Genomic DNA, 14,452 nt, shown 5'->3' on the forward strand with positions numbered 1-14,452 from the left:
TCCCTTACTGCACTAACGCCTCAATCACAGGATACGAGATCAGTTTACGGTCCCTGTAGGTTGCAGGAATCACGTCACTCTTCGAGCTTAGAATCCCATCCTGCAGAAGTACAGCTTTGAACCCTCTTTCCATAGCCCCGTTATAGGTGAACAGTACACAGTGCTCAGCGGCATATCCCGAGAGAATCAGCAGATCAATGCCCTGCTCCAGCACAATCTTTTCCAGATCCGTCTTCCAAAAAGCATTCGAATATTCCTTCATCACTCTAAGATCCGTCTCCTTAATTTCAATGCCCGGAATAATCTTGAATTTCTCCTCATCGGAAGGCTGCATCCCCTCGATGTCCTGGATATGAATCACCGTATGATCTTTGGAGCGCAGCAGCTCCGAGACATAGTTAATGAACTCGCAGGCCTGATCTATTACTTTCTGTTCCACCTTGCCCAAATGCACCTCTTGCAAATCAATAATCAGCAAACCGATTTTCATCCATTCTTCCTCCCTATAAGCTAAATAAAAGGAACTTCACATCATCCCTCCAATTGTACAATAAGCCCTGACTCATCCGATATTTATTTTTTTGACAGCTCCAGTTGCCCTTTTATGAATGCAGCTTTCAAGACAAAGAGACTGCCCGCGGCAGCCTCTATCACTTTCGTTCACAAGTCTTATCTTGTAATCCATCTCTACCTCCGTATGAAATACTGCTCCCGGTCCAAATCTGGAAGGAGTGCCGGATGCACAGGCTTCCATCCAAGCTGCTCTTGGGTCCAGATGCTCGAAGCTGGGATATCCAGCGCCACAAAGTGAGCCAGCCAGCCGAAATGCCCTCCTGCCTCTTCAGGGGGAATGCTGACTACAGGTACCCCGAGCCGGCGGCCGATTACGCCGGCAATATCACGGACCGGCACACCTTCATCGCCGATTGCATGCAGCCGAACTCCGGCAGGAGCTGATTCCAGCGCCAGCCGGTAGAGATGTGCGGCATCCAGCCGGTGCACAGCTGGCCAGCGGTTTGCGCCATCGCCCACATATCCCGAGATTCCTGTAGTACGGGCCATATTGATTAGGCCCGGAACAAAGCCGATGTCGCCATCACCATGCACGGATAGCGGGAGCCGCAGCACCGATACGCGTACGCCCTGCGCTGCCAATGCAAGGGCCGCTTCCTCCGAGGCCGAGCGATGCTTCACAGAGCCAGGATAGGGTGCATCCTCTTCTGTTCCCAGCTGACCCGGCGTTAGATGCCCGATCACAGAGGTTACGACTAACGGCCGGCCGGACTGCGCAAGCTCGGCCCCTATTGCTTCGACCGCAAGCCGGTCTGACTCGCCTGCAGCCGTAATATCCGAGAAGTCGTGAATGAACGCGGCATGGATAACACCATCCGCTCCAGCCGCTCCCCGCCGCAGGCTGTCCAGATCATCCAAAGAACCGCGGTGTATGGCGGCCCCGGCAGCAGCAAGCGCAGCTGCCGCCTCATCCGAACGGGCGAGGCCGAGTACTTCATGCCCCGCATCTATCAATTCACGTACAATGGCAGAGCCGACAAAACCAGTAGCACCTGTGACAAAAACACGCATATTAAATTCCTCCAATAACTATTATGTGGTAGAACTGCCCGGTGCACCCTGGCGGCATAACCGGTTGCCGCCGCGCGTACAAGGCTACACTCATTATAGTCTGCGCATTACCGGAACCTTTGCCTGTTCCCTTTCACTTTTTGCCCGATCCTACAAGAAGGGCGAACTGGTCTTATGACCGCACACAAAAACCCGCAGACCAAGCGGCTGCGGGCTTCCCGAAGGAATGGTTCAGTCGGTTCTGTGGGTTTGCTGACGTAATCTGGCGATATCTCTGCTTGGCGGATTTCCGAAGAACCGGCTGTAATCCCGGCTGAATTGGGAATCACTCACATATCCGACAAGCCGGCAGGCAGTGGTCGCGTCCATGGCACTGGCTAACATCAGACGTCTGGCCTCATGAAGGCGAAGCGCTTTTTGATATTGCAGCGGGCTCATGGAGGTGACGGACTTGAAATGCACATGAAAAGAAGATGGACTCATATGTACCAGCTCTGCCAGCTCAGCAACCTTCATCTGCCGGGAGAAGTTGCCCTGCAGCCAGGTTATGACCTTCGACACCCGCTGCATATCCGACTCCGCGAACCCCATCTCCACAACCTGGGCGCCAATCGGACTGCGCAGAATCCGGATCAGAATTTCATCCAGAACCAGCGGGGCAAGCAATTCAGCATCACCGTCATTGTGGAGGCATTCCACCAGTCTCGCCACTGCGTTAATGATACTCAGATTGACATCAGCAATGTAACCTTTACTCATCTGACGTACCGGGGGCAAACCCTGGGGGTATAGCTTCAGGACCCATTCGCTAATCCGCTGCGGATCAAGCTCCAGCCTCACGGCAAGATAAGGCTCAGATGAACTGGCCTCCATGAGCTGCATGGCTAACGGCAGGGCTACAGGCAACAGAATCATCTGCGATTTGTCAAAATGATAAACCTCCTGCCCGATCATGACATCCTTTGACCCTTGGGCCACGATTATAAACGAGGTGGAATAGAAGGTTTTGATGGTATCCCTATCGGTACGTGAATACCGGCTGACATAGAGCCCGGGTATGCGCTGGCTAAAGGTACCGTCATGAGGAACAAGGGCAGAGATCAGCTGGACCAGTCTGGCTGTTTCTGCCTCAAGCAGCCTCTCTGCATTCCCAGGCTCCGTTGTCACCGCGTATTCATCTTGCAGCCTCATCATGCAGCGGGCAACTCCTTTGTTTTAAGCATGCTATAAAGTACATCCGTATGGACAAGTAACGTTTATTATACACACTAATGGATGGATGTGAAAATAAAAAAACTCCCGATAATGTTGTGCATTATCGGGAGTACGCCTGTTGATTAGCCAAAATAAGTAGCAAAGAAATCGCTCATTCCGTAAATCTTCTACACCTCTGCAGATCTCCGCAATGTGGCGGCCTCAAGAAAAAGTCTACTACGTTTCCATAACCATAATTTAGCTAATCAACAGATCTCAATTTGGGATGATTCTGAGTGGGTTTATTCTTTGACGCCACCCAGTGCTACACCCGCGATAATATACCGGGATAGCAGGAAGTACACCACAAACAGCGGCAGTGCCGTCAAAGCCAGACCCATGTAGATCGAGCCGAACGACGTCTTGTATATATCCCCGCGAAGCAAGCTGACCATGATTGGCATCGTATACTTATCTTTTTGGGTAAGCAGGATCAGCGGCATGAACAGGTTGTTCCAGTTCCCCACGAAAGCAAAGATTGCCTGCGTCGCCACTGCCGGAACCATGAGCGGCAGGATAATCCGGTTAAAGGTTTTGAATTCACCGGACCCGTCTACGCGTGCTGCTTCCACGATCTCTATCGACAGCGTTGCCAGCAGATATTGGCGCATAAAGAACACTACCGCCGGCGCTGCAATCGCAGGCAGAATCAGTGGGAGAAAGCTGTTGGTCCAATGGATTTTATACATGAACTGATAGAATCCGATGGCACTTGCCTGAGAAGGAATCATCATTACGCACAAAATAAAGGTAAAAAATGCCCCGCGCAGCTTCCAGCTATAGGTCACAAGACCATAAGCCGCCAGGGAGGAGAAATAGACCGTTAAGAGAGTTGCTGAAGAAGAGATAATAAATGAATTCATGAACCCCTGAATCGGATCGAAACTCTTTTCGAGCAGTACCCGTAGGTTGTCCATCATATGTGTCGAAGGAAACAGTGAGATACCGCTTTGAATTTCTGCCGAAGAGCGGGTGGCGTTTACAAACATGATCCAAAACGGAAGAACGCTGAGTACCGCCAGACAGATACAGACGATATAGACAATCGTCTTGTTGATCCTCCGGGTGACGTTTCCGTCTTTTTTATTATTGTTCATGTGATACGCCCCCCTTATGGCTGCTCTTGGCGGATTTCCGGTGCATTTTTTCGATTTTTTTAAGTCTTGCCGCGTCACGGTCACGCATTAAATAGAACACAAGTACAGACAATACCCCTGAAATCAAGAACATAATCATACTCGCAGCAGCAGCGCGATTGTATAAATAGCTTCCCTTAAAGGCTTGCCCATAAATGAACATGGACGTGGTAAGCGTAGAGTCATCCGGTCCGCCCGCAAGGAAGAGCTGCGGAATATCAAACATGGTCAAGCCACCGACCATAGATGTAATCAGTGTGAATAGTAGAATTGTACGTAAACTTGGCAGCGTGATCCGGAAGAACGTTTGAACTCCGTTTGCACCGTCAATCGCTGCAGACTCGAAGAGCGCGGGATTGATACCCATAACACCTGCGATCAGAATGATCATGGTGTTCCCGTACCACATCCAGAACTGGATGAACGCCACAATGCCCCGCGCTGTCGTCTTATCCTGAAGGAAGTAGATCGGAGCGTCGGACCAACCCATCATTTCAAAGAAACTGTTTACTGGACCCATTGGATAGCCAAACAGAGTACTGAAAAGCAAGGCGATTGTACCCGCAGTAATAATATTAGGCATATACAGCAGAACCTTGAAGAAACCTTGTCCTTTTATTTTGAGACGCTGGTTCGTAAACCATGCAGTAAGCAAGAGTGCAAGAAGAATTTGGGGAACGAAGTTGACAATCCAGAGTATCCCGGTGTTAATCAGAGATTTTCGGAAAGAGGCGTTACTAAGGATCAAATCTTTGAAATTCTGAAAAGGATTATCCAAAATATGTATTGGTTTTGGTATTAATCCCTGCAAATCGGTGAACCCGATGAATGCGGTGTATAAAATAGGATACAGCGAGAAGATCAGAAATGCCAAAACAAACGGAAACGTAAAAATATAGCCAAATTTAGAGTAGTTCACACCATTGCGGCGCATGCTCTCACCCCTTTAGTTGATATGAAGGGGCGGGATGACTCCCCCGCCCCTTCGATTGCTTTTTATTCGCTATCGATATTCAGTTGATCTTTGACTTGCTGTTTGAAGGTTTCGATCGCTTTAGCACGGTCTTTGTTGCCTGCAGTATATTCGCGTACTTGATCACGCCAGAGCTTGTTGATCGTTTCGTCGAATGCAGTCAAGTTCTTACCGGAAGCGTTGGCATTAGCTGGAACAAAGATATCGAAAATGTTCTGTCCGCCAACCAATTCCAAATCACCTTTAGATTTATCCATAACAACGGAGGAAGCAACGCTGTCCTTCGCACCTTGCTCGCCAGCTTTCATTGTTCCGTTAGCCCAGGAGTACTGGAGTCCGGTTTCAGAGGTGTCGAGTGTTACCCACTTGATAAAGTCGGCAACGGCTTGTTTCTTGGCTTCGTCCTTAACTACATCTTTGTTAGCGAGCAACCAAGTGCCTCCCCAGAAGAAGCCTGTTGGTGATTCAGTAACTGCCCAGTCACCCTTTGTTTCTACTGCATGTTCGCTTAACGTATAGTTAATGAGCCACGCAGGACCGAAGAAGCCGAAGACCGGTTTTGCACCAGTACCGTTCATATCAGCGAACCAGGCTTCTTGCCAGTCTGTCGTATCGTTGTAATAGTCATTGTCTTTCAGCTTCTTGGAAAGATCGAGGAACTCTTCGCGCTTCGGATCAATATGCAGCTTGCCATCGACAATCCAGCCTTTATCAGAACTGTTCTCGACCGCGTGCCAGATATCGCCGTCACCAGAAACTGCGGCATATCCTTTAGCTTTCAGCTTCTCTGCTGCACTGAAGAATTTATCCCAGCCTGGACCGATTTCAGTCTTGATAGTAGCCGGGTCATCTGTTCCAAACACATCCTTGGCAAGCGAGCGGCGATAGATAAAGGCTCCGCCTGTTGCCTGATAGCCCAGACCTTTCAGCTGACCGTCTTTGCTGCCGATATCAACAGAATATTGAGCGATGCCTGCGTCCTTAACCATTTGATCGGTAAGGCCCAGGTCAGCATAATTGGCGGCAAAAGTGGATGCATCGCCTTGTGTATATTTGAGTACGAATGCCCCTTCAGTAGCGTAAATATCTGGTGCATCTTTTCCGCCAGCGGCCAGCGCCTGGTCAAGAGCAGGCTGATAGGCTCCATCTGTAGTTGCGACAATCGTAGTTTTGAATTCCACATTCGCTTCAGGATGCAGCTCCATGTACTTCTTGGTCATGTTTGGAATCTCGTCCGTGAAGCTCCAGAGATTGATAGTAACTTTCTCACCAGATCCTGCTGCTGGAGCAGTTGTAGCCTCTGCAGCAGTATTAGCTGCTGGAGCAGTTGTTGCGTTTGCACCGGATGAGCTTGAATTATTATTGCCTCCACACGCTGCCAGAGCAGATGACATCAAAACCAGTGTAGAGATCCCCGCTAGAACACGCTTCATACTTTTCATACTTTGCCTCCCCTTTTATATTCAATCCTCGGTTTTATGTAACCGCATTCATATTATAGTGCCAGACTCTCTCAGACATAAGGAACCCCTCATTGGGAAAAATACCACTATTTTTGGTTCCTGCTCTGTACCAGGCATAAAATAGCGAAATGGAACAATCAGTTAATTACTGCATAAAAAAACAGGCCACCGATCTTACCGGTAGCCTGGCATCATTACATCTCATCGAATAACCAAATCAGTATACAACTCCCAGTGACAGTCCTAATCTTTTTCACTATACTATAATTAAATTAGTTACTTTATTTTTTAGTTCGATATCATAAAAGAATGAGAGATGAGCGCATTGGAAGAATCAAAGTTTGAGAGTAGCTGTATTGATTCAATATCTGAGGTTTTACAGTTTCTTTCAGGAAAATGGACTTTTCTGGTGATGACACAGCTTCTTAGGGAACCTCAGCGTTTTAACCAACTCCGACGGAATTTAGGTAACGTCAATACGAAGGGCCTAACAGATACATTACGGAATTTAGAAGAACATCAAATGTTAAACCGCCAGGTCTTTCCAACGGTACCCGTAACCGTCGAATATTCAATTACCGATAAGGGAAAAGCCTTCTCGAAGGTATTTGAGCAGATCAATCACTGGAAAAATGAATGGGATTCTCCTGTCCAGCAATCCTCATAAAAAGGACAATTCGTTAGACAAACTGTACGATATCTTTCATCGGACGTCTTTTTTTAGAGCGCCCTTCCCGGACGCGATAACCGAAGGCTGCCATGACACTTAAGCTATATTCATTCTGTCCCAGAAGTCCTTTCTTTTGAAGCAGGTCATTAACGGCATCCAGATTGAAGCCTTCAATGGCGCATGAATCGATTTCAATATGCGCCGCTGCCGTCATCATGTTTCCAAGTGCAATAAATGTCTGTTTGGAGGACCAGTCCAGCAAAGCTCTTTCTGAATCCAAATGCAGGTCATGATAAAATTGGGCATATGCCGGCTTCATTCCCTTGTAAATTTCCAGAGGCATCTCCAAGGTTTGAGTTTGCTGCTCTTTTAAATAAGGAGAATCATAGGTAAGGTCCTTCCTGGCTAAAATCATAACAAAATGACTCGATGTGGGCAGCTGCCGAACTGCGCCATATGCATATGGAGCCAATTCATTTCTGAATTCCGGGCTCTGCACAACAATGAATTTCCATGGCTCATTTCCGCCCGAGCTTGGAGATAGCCGGCCAGCCTCTAGGATAAATTGAAAATCCTCTTTAGAAATTTTTCTCTCCGGGTCAAATTCTTTGGTTGCATGCCGATAGTTGAAGGTTTCCAGCATCTCTGTTTTTCTTGCAGATGTATTCATTTCTCCTCCCAGTTAGCCAGCGGATCCATCCGGAACCGGGTTAAGTTTAAACTGCTGATTTTCCATACACCATCTACACGCTCGTAGGATTCTCTATATTGACCATACCCGTTATGTCCTGGAGGCGAGTCGCCCTTATCAGGAAAACTCAATAAATCTTCCATTGCCCAAACACCCTTCGCGTGATTCTCATCTATCCAATCAATCTCCGGCATATGTCCATGGTGAACGGAAGGTGCCTTTCCGACTAGATCGTTTATCACTTTACTGAATTCTTCCCCGTTTTTGAACACATGTCCATCAGGTTCGAGTTTGACCTCAGCTGTGAAAATTTCTGCTAATTCAGACCAGTTCTTCTCATCCACAAAACGGAAATAGCGTGCTTTCAGTTTTTTTATCTCTTCGATGCCCTCCAGCCGTTGAACTTTCCGTTCCAGCTGATGGAGTTTATTCATAATAATCTCCGGCCCGTTCATGACTGCCTGCTCATGGTGCTGCTTATCTGTCATATAATTGTCTCTCCTTCTTTGGCATTCAATTGCCTCGAGACAAACTATAGCAGGTAATTATTATTTTCATAAGGAGGCTATTTTTTTATATATACTTTAGAAAAGTAAAGTCTTTGATGCCTGTACTACCTTTCAGTCCAGTCATGCTACAACCCGATGTCCGCAGGCGTCTTTGCCTGTAGTATCCTTTTCAAGAGCAATCCGTCACTGGGATAAAACTTTCCATACCGGACAAAATCTCTTGGATATAAACTAACTATTATTGTCCATGCATTCAGAACTATGAATAGCAGCGGAAGATAATAATTATGTTCACTGCCAATGCCAAGCGTGAAGTAGATGATGCCAATTACAGACGTCTGGAACATTACCCCGCCGAGAGCAAAAATAGAATGACGCAGCCTGCTGGCCTTTTTGCCGCTCTCTATAAACGTTAACCCGCCAAATCCGTAGCAGAATATAAAGGATGTGCCGAAGATATCTGCACTCCACAACTGTTTCCGGTCACCTATGACCACTAATTTTATTGGGTACCCCATTAACTTCCCTGCCAAATAATGTCCGAGTTCGTGTACGAACGTGTCCAGATATTTAAACAAAGTCAGTATGACCGCACCGAGTACCCCATGCATGACTGACGGCTCAACCATGGATAACAAGAGGATGAATACTATAAACAACATAATATAAAGAAAAGTCCGGTTCAACACGGTTTCCTGCCTTCAAGTTATTTTAATCTACCAGTGTCATCAGAATTGCAGTAAGATTACTGCATCTTAATAAAGTGATTAGCACATTCTTAGAGACTTCTGTTGCCTATTGCTATTTTAGATCGCTAATAACTTCTTCTTAATATCTTCTTTAGTTATTTCCCCACTACAAATAGTTGAATTTCTATTTTCCAACAAGTCACAAGCTTTATCCTTTTGCCCGTTTTTAGCATATAGGAAGGCCAATATATACATTGGCGATGGATTATGTATCTGTCCTAACGAAGTGTTCTTTTCAATTTGCCCTTTGCCATTTCAGTCCGAATTGTATTAGTCTCGGTGATATTAATTGATCTAGTATTAACTTCTGCGGTTCACCCACAATAGGCTCCCCCTGGTAGTTGATTTTTTTGATTTCAACCTTTTTAATCACAGGAATAACTGTTAGAACTTGAGCGCGAGTCTCCTAGCATACACCCTGCAATTTCAAACCCTATAGCTTTAACTAGAATCAGTCATGATTCCCTCACGAGAACTTATACCAGAATATCCGATAGTCAAAATCCGGCTTCATCCCGATTGCTTGAGCTATACGGATAGAGCCTGTGTTCTCCGGAGTACAGTCCCAGTAAGGCCGGATTCCTTTTCGTCTGAATTCTTGTAACAGTGCAGTAGCCACTGCCGTGCCATAATTTCTTCCTCTGTATCCTTCCAGGGTCTCGATATCAATCGCATGCGTCTCTTTTGCAATAAAAGCCGAGAAACACAAACTCACGACCTTGTTATTATACTCGGCATAACACCCCAGTCCCTGCTGAAGGAAAACATCTGCCGACTCCCAGTAATGCAGTATTTTCTCTTCTACAAATGAATGGTTCTCTAATCGCCTTGACGTAAGCAGCTCCCTGTCGATTGACCGGATCGTTATTTCATTAGCTTGAAATTCCACAGCTCCCGCTTGCTCTCCTGCACAGAACACATGCTGATTTTCCGCCGAAATATTACGGTCCCCGAAGATGGCACTTAGCGTTTCATCCCAGGTATCCATCTCCGCACCGATCTCGACCCAATTGATCCCTTGTTTCTGTAGCTCAGGTTCTATAACGGTTCGCATGTATTCGCCCAGCTTCTCTGCAAACACTGAACTCCACGCATCACCAACGACTTGAAACCCCTGCTGTCCCTGAATCCAGATTAACGCTGCTGTTGGTTCTGTCGGATGATCTGCGTAGACCCTACCCGGGTTCATCCCATCAACTATAGCCTTGGCCTCAATATTTTTACATGGATCTGTGAGATGCCGTATCTTATAAAAGTCCTCTTTATTAAGCTCTGTGATCATTGTCAGTTCCTCCGGTCCTTACAAATAATGCTTTTCAATTGCTTTTTTGAATACATCTATGGGTTTTTCATAATCTATAGGTTTGTGAATTATTCTGTTCAGCCATTTCATATGCTCTTCCTTACTCGCATGTTCTCCTTGTGCATGATCATTAAAGAAGGTTACTTCTTTCATTGTTCCTAAGACACTTCTATTGTTGGTTCTTGCTATATTGATCTGCTGGCTGTCTTTCATATACGATTCAATTAACTTCGGTTCAATTCCTTCACTTACCAGATAATCCCTCAATTCTGTGCGGAACTTATCGGTTAAACTATTTAACTGAGCCGATCTTACCCCGTTAAAAATCACACTCAACCGGCTTAGATCATTGATGAGGAGGATATGCTTCCGTCTATTTACCCATATCATATTCGTGTGCCAACTGAATAACGGAGCGGTTAGCTCATTCTCTATCGGTGCAGCTTTCATTTCCTTCAATAAAGCCTGCGTGAATCTTAATACAACCATTTTGCACTTCCTTTCTTAACGCTTACATGCTTCCCATTCATCTGTATTCGGGAGTACCCCCGCACTATCCTCTCTGCAGAACGGAAATCAGGCCGCCCTCAACTGAGGACGACCCGATGTTTTCACACTTATTTTTCCTTAATGACCAGCAACTCCCATACAAATCAGAACGGTCCCTGCCCAAAAGGACAAGCCAATCTGCTCTCCGAGTAATAACCACCCCAGGAAAGCGCCGCAACGAGCAGGGATATCCCGCCGAGCTGAAGCGATGGATCAATGTCCGCATTTCCGACAATAATACCGACACCGAGCGTTGCTAAAATAACGGAAAAGGCCTTTTTAAAGGTGATCTTCTCTTTCAAAATAATCCGCGCAAACAGAACCATAAATGCAGGTGTCGCCCCGGTAATGATCGCACCCATTTGTGCGGTAGAGAGCATCGTGCCTATCTCTTGGGTTACGATTGAAATGGTATTTCCAATCACGCCAATCATGACAATTAACAGGATATCCCGTTTCTCGATACGCCACGATTGTCTGGTAATAATACCAATAAGGAGCATGCAATAACCGCAATTACATAGCGGATCCATACTAATTCAAGCGGCGGTACAACGTCCACCACGTATTTTACAACCACATACATCCCGCCCCAGATGCTGGCATCGAGCGATAAATACTAAGAACCTAATAAAGTGTTTTTCATGTTTTGTACCCTCCGTTGTTCCAGACATTCCTTGTCCTTAACGGAGTTGTAGTTTTCAATTTTTTCATTCTATTCTATACGAACAACGTCCATCTGGGTATAAGTATTTAACTGCCCTGAACGAGAAATGTTGAAACTTGTCATATTTTCTAACGTAGATTTGGACCATACAGAGAATGAAAAACTGGAGAGGAGCTTGTACCTGATGGAGTATTACCGCCGCAGTGTGACAGACACCCTGGAAGAAGTGCAGAGCCAGACCAAAGGGCTTACGTCTGCTGAAGTAGACAACCGGCTCACCAAGGACGGCTACAATGAGTTAAAAGGTAAACAGAAAGACCCGCTCTGGAAGCTGTTTCTGGAGAATTTCAAAGATCCGATGGTTATTGTGCTGCTCATAGCAGCAACAGTTCAGATTGTGATGGGGCATGTGATGGAATCCGTCATTATCTTTGTAGTGCTGATTCTGAATGCTGTGATCAGCGTTGTCCAGACCCGTAAGGCCGAGAGCTCGCTTGACGCACTGCGCAAAATGTCTGCGCCTGAAGCCAAGGTCATCCGGGACGGAGCCTTGCTGTCCATTCCCGCGAGGGAACTGGTCCGCGGTGATATCGTCTTCCTTGAGGCTGGCGATTACGTGCCTGCGGACGGACGGATTATTGAATCCGGGAGCCTGAGGATTGACGAAGGAATGCTGACCGGAGAATCCGAAGCCGTAGAGAAGCATATTCAGCCTATTGATCATGACGCTCCGCTTGGAGACCGGCGCAATATGGCCTTCAGCGGCTCGCTCGTTGTCTATGGCCGGGGAACGCTGGTCATTACAGGAACTGCTCTCGGCACTGAGCTTGGGAAGATTGCCGGTCTGATCGAGAGTGCAGAAGCGAAGCAGACTCCGCTTCAGCGCAAGCTGGAGAGCTTCGGCAAGAAGCTGGGCCTGGCCGTTCTCGGCTTGTCCATCCTCATCTTCTCCATTCAGGCTGCACGCGTCTGGCTCTCGAACGATACGGTCGACACGACCGAAGCGATTCTAAATGCCCTTATGTTCGCCGTCGCTGTAGCCGTCGCCGCGATTCCCGAGGCATTGTCCTCGATTGTAACCATCGTGCTCTCCGTAGGCACCAACAAGATGGCCCGGCAGAACGCCATTATCCGCAAGCTGCCCGCTGTTGAAGCCCTGGGATCAACCAGTGTAATCTGTACAGATAAGACCGGTACCTTGACACAGAATAAAATGACAGTTGTCGATTACTTCCTGCCGGAAGGATCGCAGGAGCAGTTCAGCCTGCAGGCCGATGAATGGTCGGAAGAAGCCCGCAGACTGCTGCATATCGCCGTACTCTGCAACGATTCCAACATTAACGAGGAAGGCAAAGAGCTGGGTGACCCTACAGAGGTTGCGCTGATTGCCTTCAGTAACAGCAAGAACCGGGATTACCGCGAGATCCGCGATAACTTCCCGCGCGAAGCCGAGCTGCCGTTCGACTCAGAACGCAAACTGATGACGACGCTGCATACCTTCGACGGCCAGAAAGCCCTGCTTACCAAAGGCGGCCCGGATGTCCTGTTCAGCAGATGTACCCACGTGCTGCTGAGCGGCCAGGAGGTCCCGCTGACACCGGAGGTTCTGGAACGCTTCACCGAAGCTAACGAGCAGTTCTCCAGCCGAGCCTTGCGGGTGCTTGCTTATGCCTATAAGACCGTGCCAAATACCGTCACCGAAGTAGGCCTTGAAGATGAGCAGAACCTGGTTCTGGTTGGCCTCTCAGCGATGATTGATCCGCCGCGCGAGGCGGTATATGGCTCCATTGCTGAATCCAACAAGGCGGGTATCCGCACGATCATGATTACCGGGGACCATAAGACCACCGCTCAGGCGATTGGTCGCGATATCGGACTGATGGCTGAGCATGAGATCGCGGTCACCGGCCAGGAGCTGGATGCCATGTCCGAGGAGGAGCTGGACAGCAGGCTGGAGCAGATTGGCGTCTATGCCCGTGTCTCTCCGGAGAATAAGATCAGAATTGTCCGTGCCTGGCAGCGTAAAGGCAAAATCACCGCCATGACCGGCGACGGAGTCAATGATGCCCCGGCCCTAAAGCAGGCCGATATCGGTGTAGCCATGGGCAGCGGAACTGATGTAGCCAAGGATTCCGCAGCCATGATCCTGACCGATGATAACTTCGTATCCATCGTCAATGCGGTCGCTGTCGGCCGGACGGTGTTCGACAACATCAAGAAGGCCATTGCCTATCTGTTCGCCGGCAATTTGGGGGCGATCATCGCCATCCTGTTCGCGCTGATCTTCGACTGGATCAACCCGTTTACCGCCATCCAGTTACTGTTCATTAACCTGGCCAACGATTCCCTGCCGGCCATTGCCCTGGGCATGGAGAAGGCTGAGCCGGATGTAATGAGCCGCAAGCCGCGGGACATTGGCGAAGGCATCTTCGCCGGAGGCATGATGCAGGCTGTCATTACCCGCGGGCTGCTGATCGGGATTGCCGTCATTGTCTCCCAGTATATCGGGCTGCAGCATTCCGATGAAATGGGCATCGCGATGGCCTTCACCACGCTGATTCTGGCGCGTACGCTCCAGACCTTCGCGGCCCGCTCCAACAGCCAGACCTCTGTGGAAGCCGGCTTCTTCAGCAACAAATATGTGATCGGCGCAGTGATGGTCTGCTTTGCCTTCTACGGCATTGCTGTCCTGCCCGGCGTCAGAGACATCTTCTCCATCCCCGCTTCCTTCGGGATGGACCACTGGCTCACAGCCACTGGCCTTGCCCTAGGCTCGGTCATCGTGATGGAGCTGGCGAAGCTTGTCCGCCGTGCATTGCCGTCTAAGCAGGCCGCATAGGCTTAGCTTAGGGGTGAAATAGCCAAAAGCCTGCACGCCCGGGAATGGGGGTGCAGGCTTTTTTA

The 14,452-nt window shown here is 48.2% G+C and carries 13 protein-coding genes and 1 pseudogene; 2 read left to right on the top strand and 12 right to left on the bottom strand.

Annotated features, from left to right (window positions below; translation table 11 throughout):
• Positions 1-4: 4 nt before the first annotated feature.
• The 6 genes from P40081_RS32210 to P40081_RS32235 form a co-directional block, all read right to left on the bottom strand.
• Entirely contained in the window at positions 5-490 is a 486-nt protein-coding gene (locus P40081_RS32210) for a cysteine hydrolase family protein (RefSeq protein WP_042140090.1), read from the bottom strand.
• Positions 491-687: 197 nt separating this feature from the next.
• A complete protein-coding gene (locus P40081_RS32215) occupies positions 688-1,584 on the bottom strand; it encodes an SDR family oxidoreductase (RefSeq protein WP_042140091.1) in 897 nt (298 codons plus the stop codon).
• A 231-nt stretch (positions 1,585-1,815) separates the two neighbouring features.
• The gene (locus P40081_RS32220; RefSeq protein ID WP_231575232.1) at positions 1,816-2,778 is read right to left on the bottom strand and encodes an AraC family transcriptional regulator; all 963 of its coding nucleotides are present in this window, start codon (positions 2,776-2,778) and stop codon (positions 1,816-1,818) included.
• Between the two features lie 302 nt (positions 2,779-3,080).
• Complete coding sequence (locus tag P40081_RS32225; protein ID WP_042140092.1) at positions 3,081-3,935, bottom strand: carbohydrate ABC transporter permease; 855 nt, start codon at positions 3,933-3,935, stop codon at positions 3,081-3,083.
• Positions 3,925-4,908, bottom strand: a complete 984-nt coding sequence (locus tag P40081_RS32230; protein WP_039300634.1) for a carbohydrate ABC transporter permease — start codon at positions 4,906-4,908, stop codon at positions 3,925-3,927. The genes P40081_RS32225 and P40081_RS32230 overlap by 11 nt, the downstream gene beginning before the upstream one ends.
• A 62-nt stretch (positions 4,909-4,970) precedes the next feature.
• The gene (locus P40081_RS32235; RefSeq protein ID WP_081970294.1) at positions 4,971-6,389 is read right to left on the bottom strand and encodes an ABC transporter substrate-binding protein; all 1,419 of its coding nucleotides are present in this window, start codon (positions 6,387-6,389) and stop codon (positions 4,971-4,973) included.
• A gap of 337 nt (positions 6,390-6,726) precedes the next feature.
• On the opposite strand from P40081_RS32235, the gene P40081_RS32240 reads away from it, so the two are divergent.
• Positions 6,727-7,077, top strand: coding sequence for a winged helix-turn-helix transcriptional regulator (locus P40081_RS32240; RefSeq protein WP_042140093.1), 351 nt, complete (start codon positions 6,727-6,729; stop codon positions 7,075-7,077).
• 13 nt (positions 7,078-7,090) lie between these two features.
• Here P40081_RS32240 and P40081_RS32245 read toward each other — a convergent pair whose 3' ends face one another.
• The 6 genes and pseudogenes from P40081_RS32245 to P40081_RS32270 form a co-directional block, all read right to left on the bottom strand.
• On the bottom strand, positions 7,091-7,750 hold the full coding sequence (locus P40081_RS32245) for an NAD(P)H-dependent oxidoreductase (RefSeq protein WP_042140094.1): 660 nt from the start codon (positions 7,748-7,750) through the stop codon (positions 7,091-7,093).
• Positions 7,747-8,259, bottom strand: coding sequence for a nuclear transport factor 2 family protein (locus P40081_RS32250; protein WP_052422119.1), 513 nt, complete (start codon positions 8,257-8,259; stop codon positions 7,747-7,749). The genes P40081_RS32245 and P40081_RS32250 overlap by 4 nt, the downstream gene beginning before the upstream one ends.
• A 146-nt stretch (positions 8,260-8,405) precedes the next feature.
• Positions 8,406-8,966 carry a site-2 protease family protein gene (locus P40081_RS32255; protein ID WP_197074308.1) on the bottom strand — a complete coding sequence of 187 codons (561 nt, stop codon included), beginning with the start codon at positions 8,964-8,966 and terminating at the stop codon, positions 8,406-8,408.
• A gap of 529 nt (positions 8,967-9,495) precedes the next feature.
• Positions 9,496-10,311, bottom strand: a complete 816-nt coding sequence (locus P40081_RS32260) for a GNAT family N-acetyltransferase (RefSeq protein ID WP_042140096.1) — start codon at positions 10,309-10,311, stop codon at positions 9,496-9,498.
• Between the two features lie 18 nt (positions 10,312-10,329).
• Positions 10,330-10,821: a DUF6933 domain-containing protein gene (locus tag P40081_RS32265; RefSeq protein ID WP_042140097.1), complete on the bottom strand. Its 492-nt coding sequence runs from the start codon at positions 10,819-10,821 to the stop codon at positions 10,330-10,332.
• Positions 10,822-10,985: 164 nt separating this feature from the next.
• Positions 10,986-11,467: pseudogene (locus tag P40081_RS32270) on the bottom strand (DMT family transporter).
• A gap of 265 nt (positions 11,468-11,732) precedes the next feature.
• On the opposite strand from P40081_RS32270, the gene P40081_RS32275 reads away from it, so the two are divergent.
• The gene (locus P40081_RS32275) at positions 11,733-14,387 is read left to right on the top strand and encodes a cation-translocating P-type ATPase (RefSeq protein WP_042140098.1); all 2,655 of its coding nucleotides are present in this window, start codon (positions 11,733-11,735) and stop codon (positions 14,385-14,387) included.
• The last annotated feature ends 65 nt before the right edge of the window (positions 14,388-14,452 follow it).

Source organism: Paenibacillus sp. FSL P4-0081 (assembly GCF_000758565.1).
Classification (GTDB): domain Bacteria; phylum Bacillota; class Bacilli; order Paenibacillales; family Paenibacillaceae; genus Paenibacillus_AQ; species Paenibacillus_AQ phytohabitans.

What these genes read in the sequence shown, in the direction of transcription:
- P40081_RS32215 (WP_042140091.1), bottom strand. Translation starts at nt 1,584, where the DNA reads ATGCGTGTTTTTGTCACAGGTGCTACTGGTTTTGTCGGCTCTGCCATT.
- P40081_RS32230 (WP_039300634.1), bottom strand. Translation starts at nt 4,908, where the DNA reads ATGCGCCGCAATGGTGTGAACTACTCTAAATTTGGCTATATTTTTACG.
- P40081_RS32275 (WP_042140098.1), top strand. Translation starts at nt 11,733, where the DNA reads ATGGAGTATTACCGCCGCAGTGTGACAGACACCCTGGAAGAAGTGCAG.
- P40081_RS32265 (WP_042140097.1), bottom strand. Translation starts at nt 10,821, where the DNA reads ATGGTTGTATTAAGATTCACGCAGGCTTTATTGAAGGAAATGAAAGCT.
- P40081_RS32210 (WP_042140090.1), bottom strand. Translation starts at nt 490, where the DNA reads ATGAAAATCGGTTTGCTGATTATTGATTTGCAAGAGGTGCATTTGGGC.
- P40081_RS32250 (WP_052422119.1), bottom strand. Translation starts at nt 8,259, where the DNA reads ATGACAGATAAGCAGCACCATGAGCAGGCAGTCATGAACGGGCCGGAG.
- P40081_RS32235 (WP_081970294.1), bottom strand. Translation starts at nt 6,389, where the DNA reads ATGAAAAGTATGAAGCGTGTTCTAGCGGGGATCTCTACACTGGTTTTG.
- P40081_RS32240 (WP_042140093.1), top strand. Translation starts at nt 6,727, where the DNA reads ATGAGCGCATTGGAAGAATCAAAGTTTGAGAGTAGCTGTATTGATTCA.
- P40081_RS32260 (WP_042140096.1), bottom strand. Translation starts at nt 10,311, where the DNA reads ATGATCACAGAGCTTAATAAAGAGGACTTTTATAAGATACGGCATCTC.
- P40081_RS32220 (WP_231575232.1), bottom strand. Translation starts at nt 2,778, where the DNA reads ATGATGAGGCTGCAAGATGAATACGCGGTGACAACGGAGCCTGGGAAT.
- P40081_RS32225 (WP_042140092.1), bottom strand. Translation starts at nt 3,935, where the DNA reads ATGAACAATAATAAAAAAGACGGAAACGTCACCCGGAGGATCAACAAG.
- P40081_RS32245 (WP_042140094.1), bottom strand. Translation starts at nt 7,750, where the DNA reads ATGAATACATCTGCAAGAAAAACAGAGATGCTGGAAACCTTCAACTAT.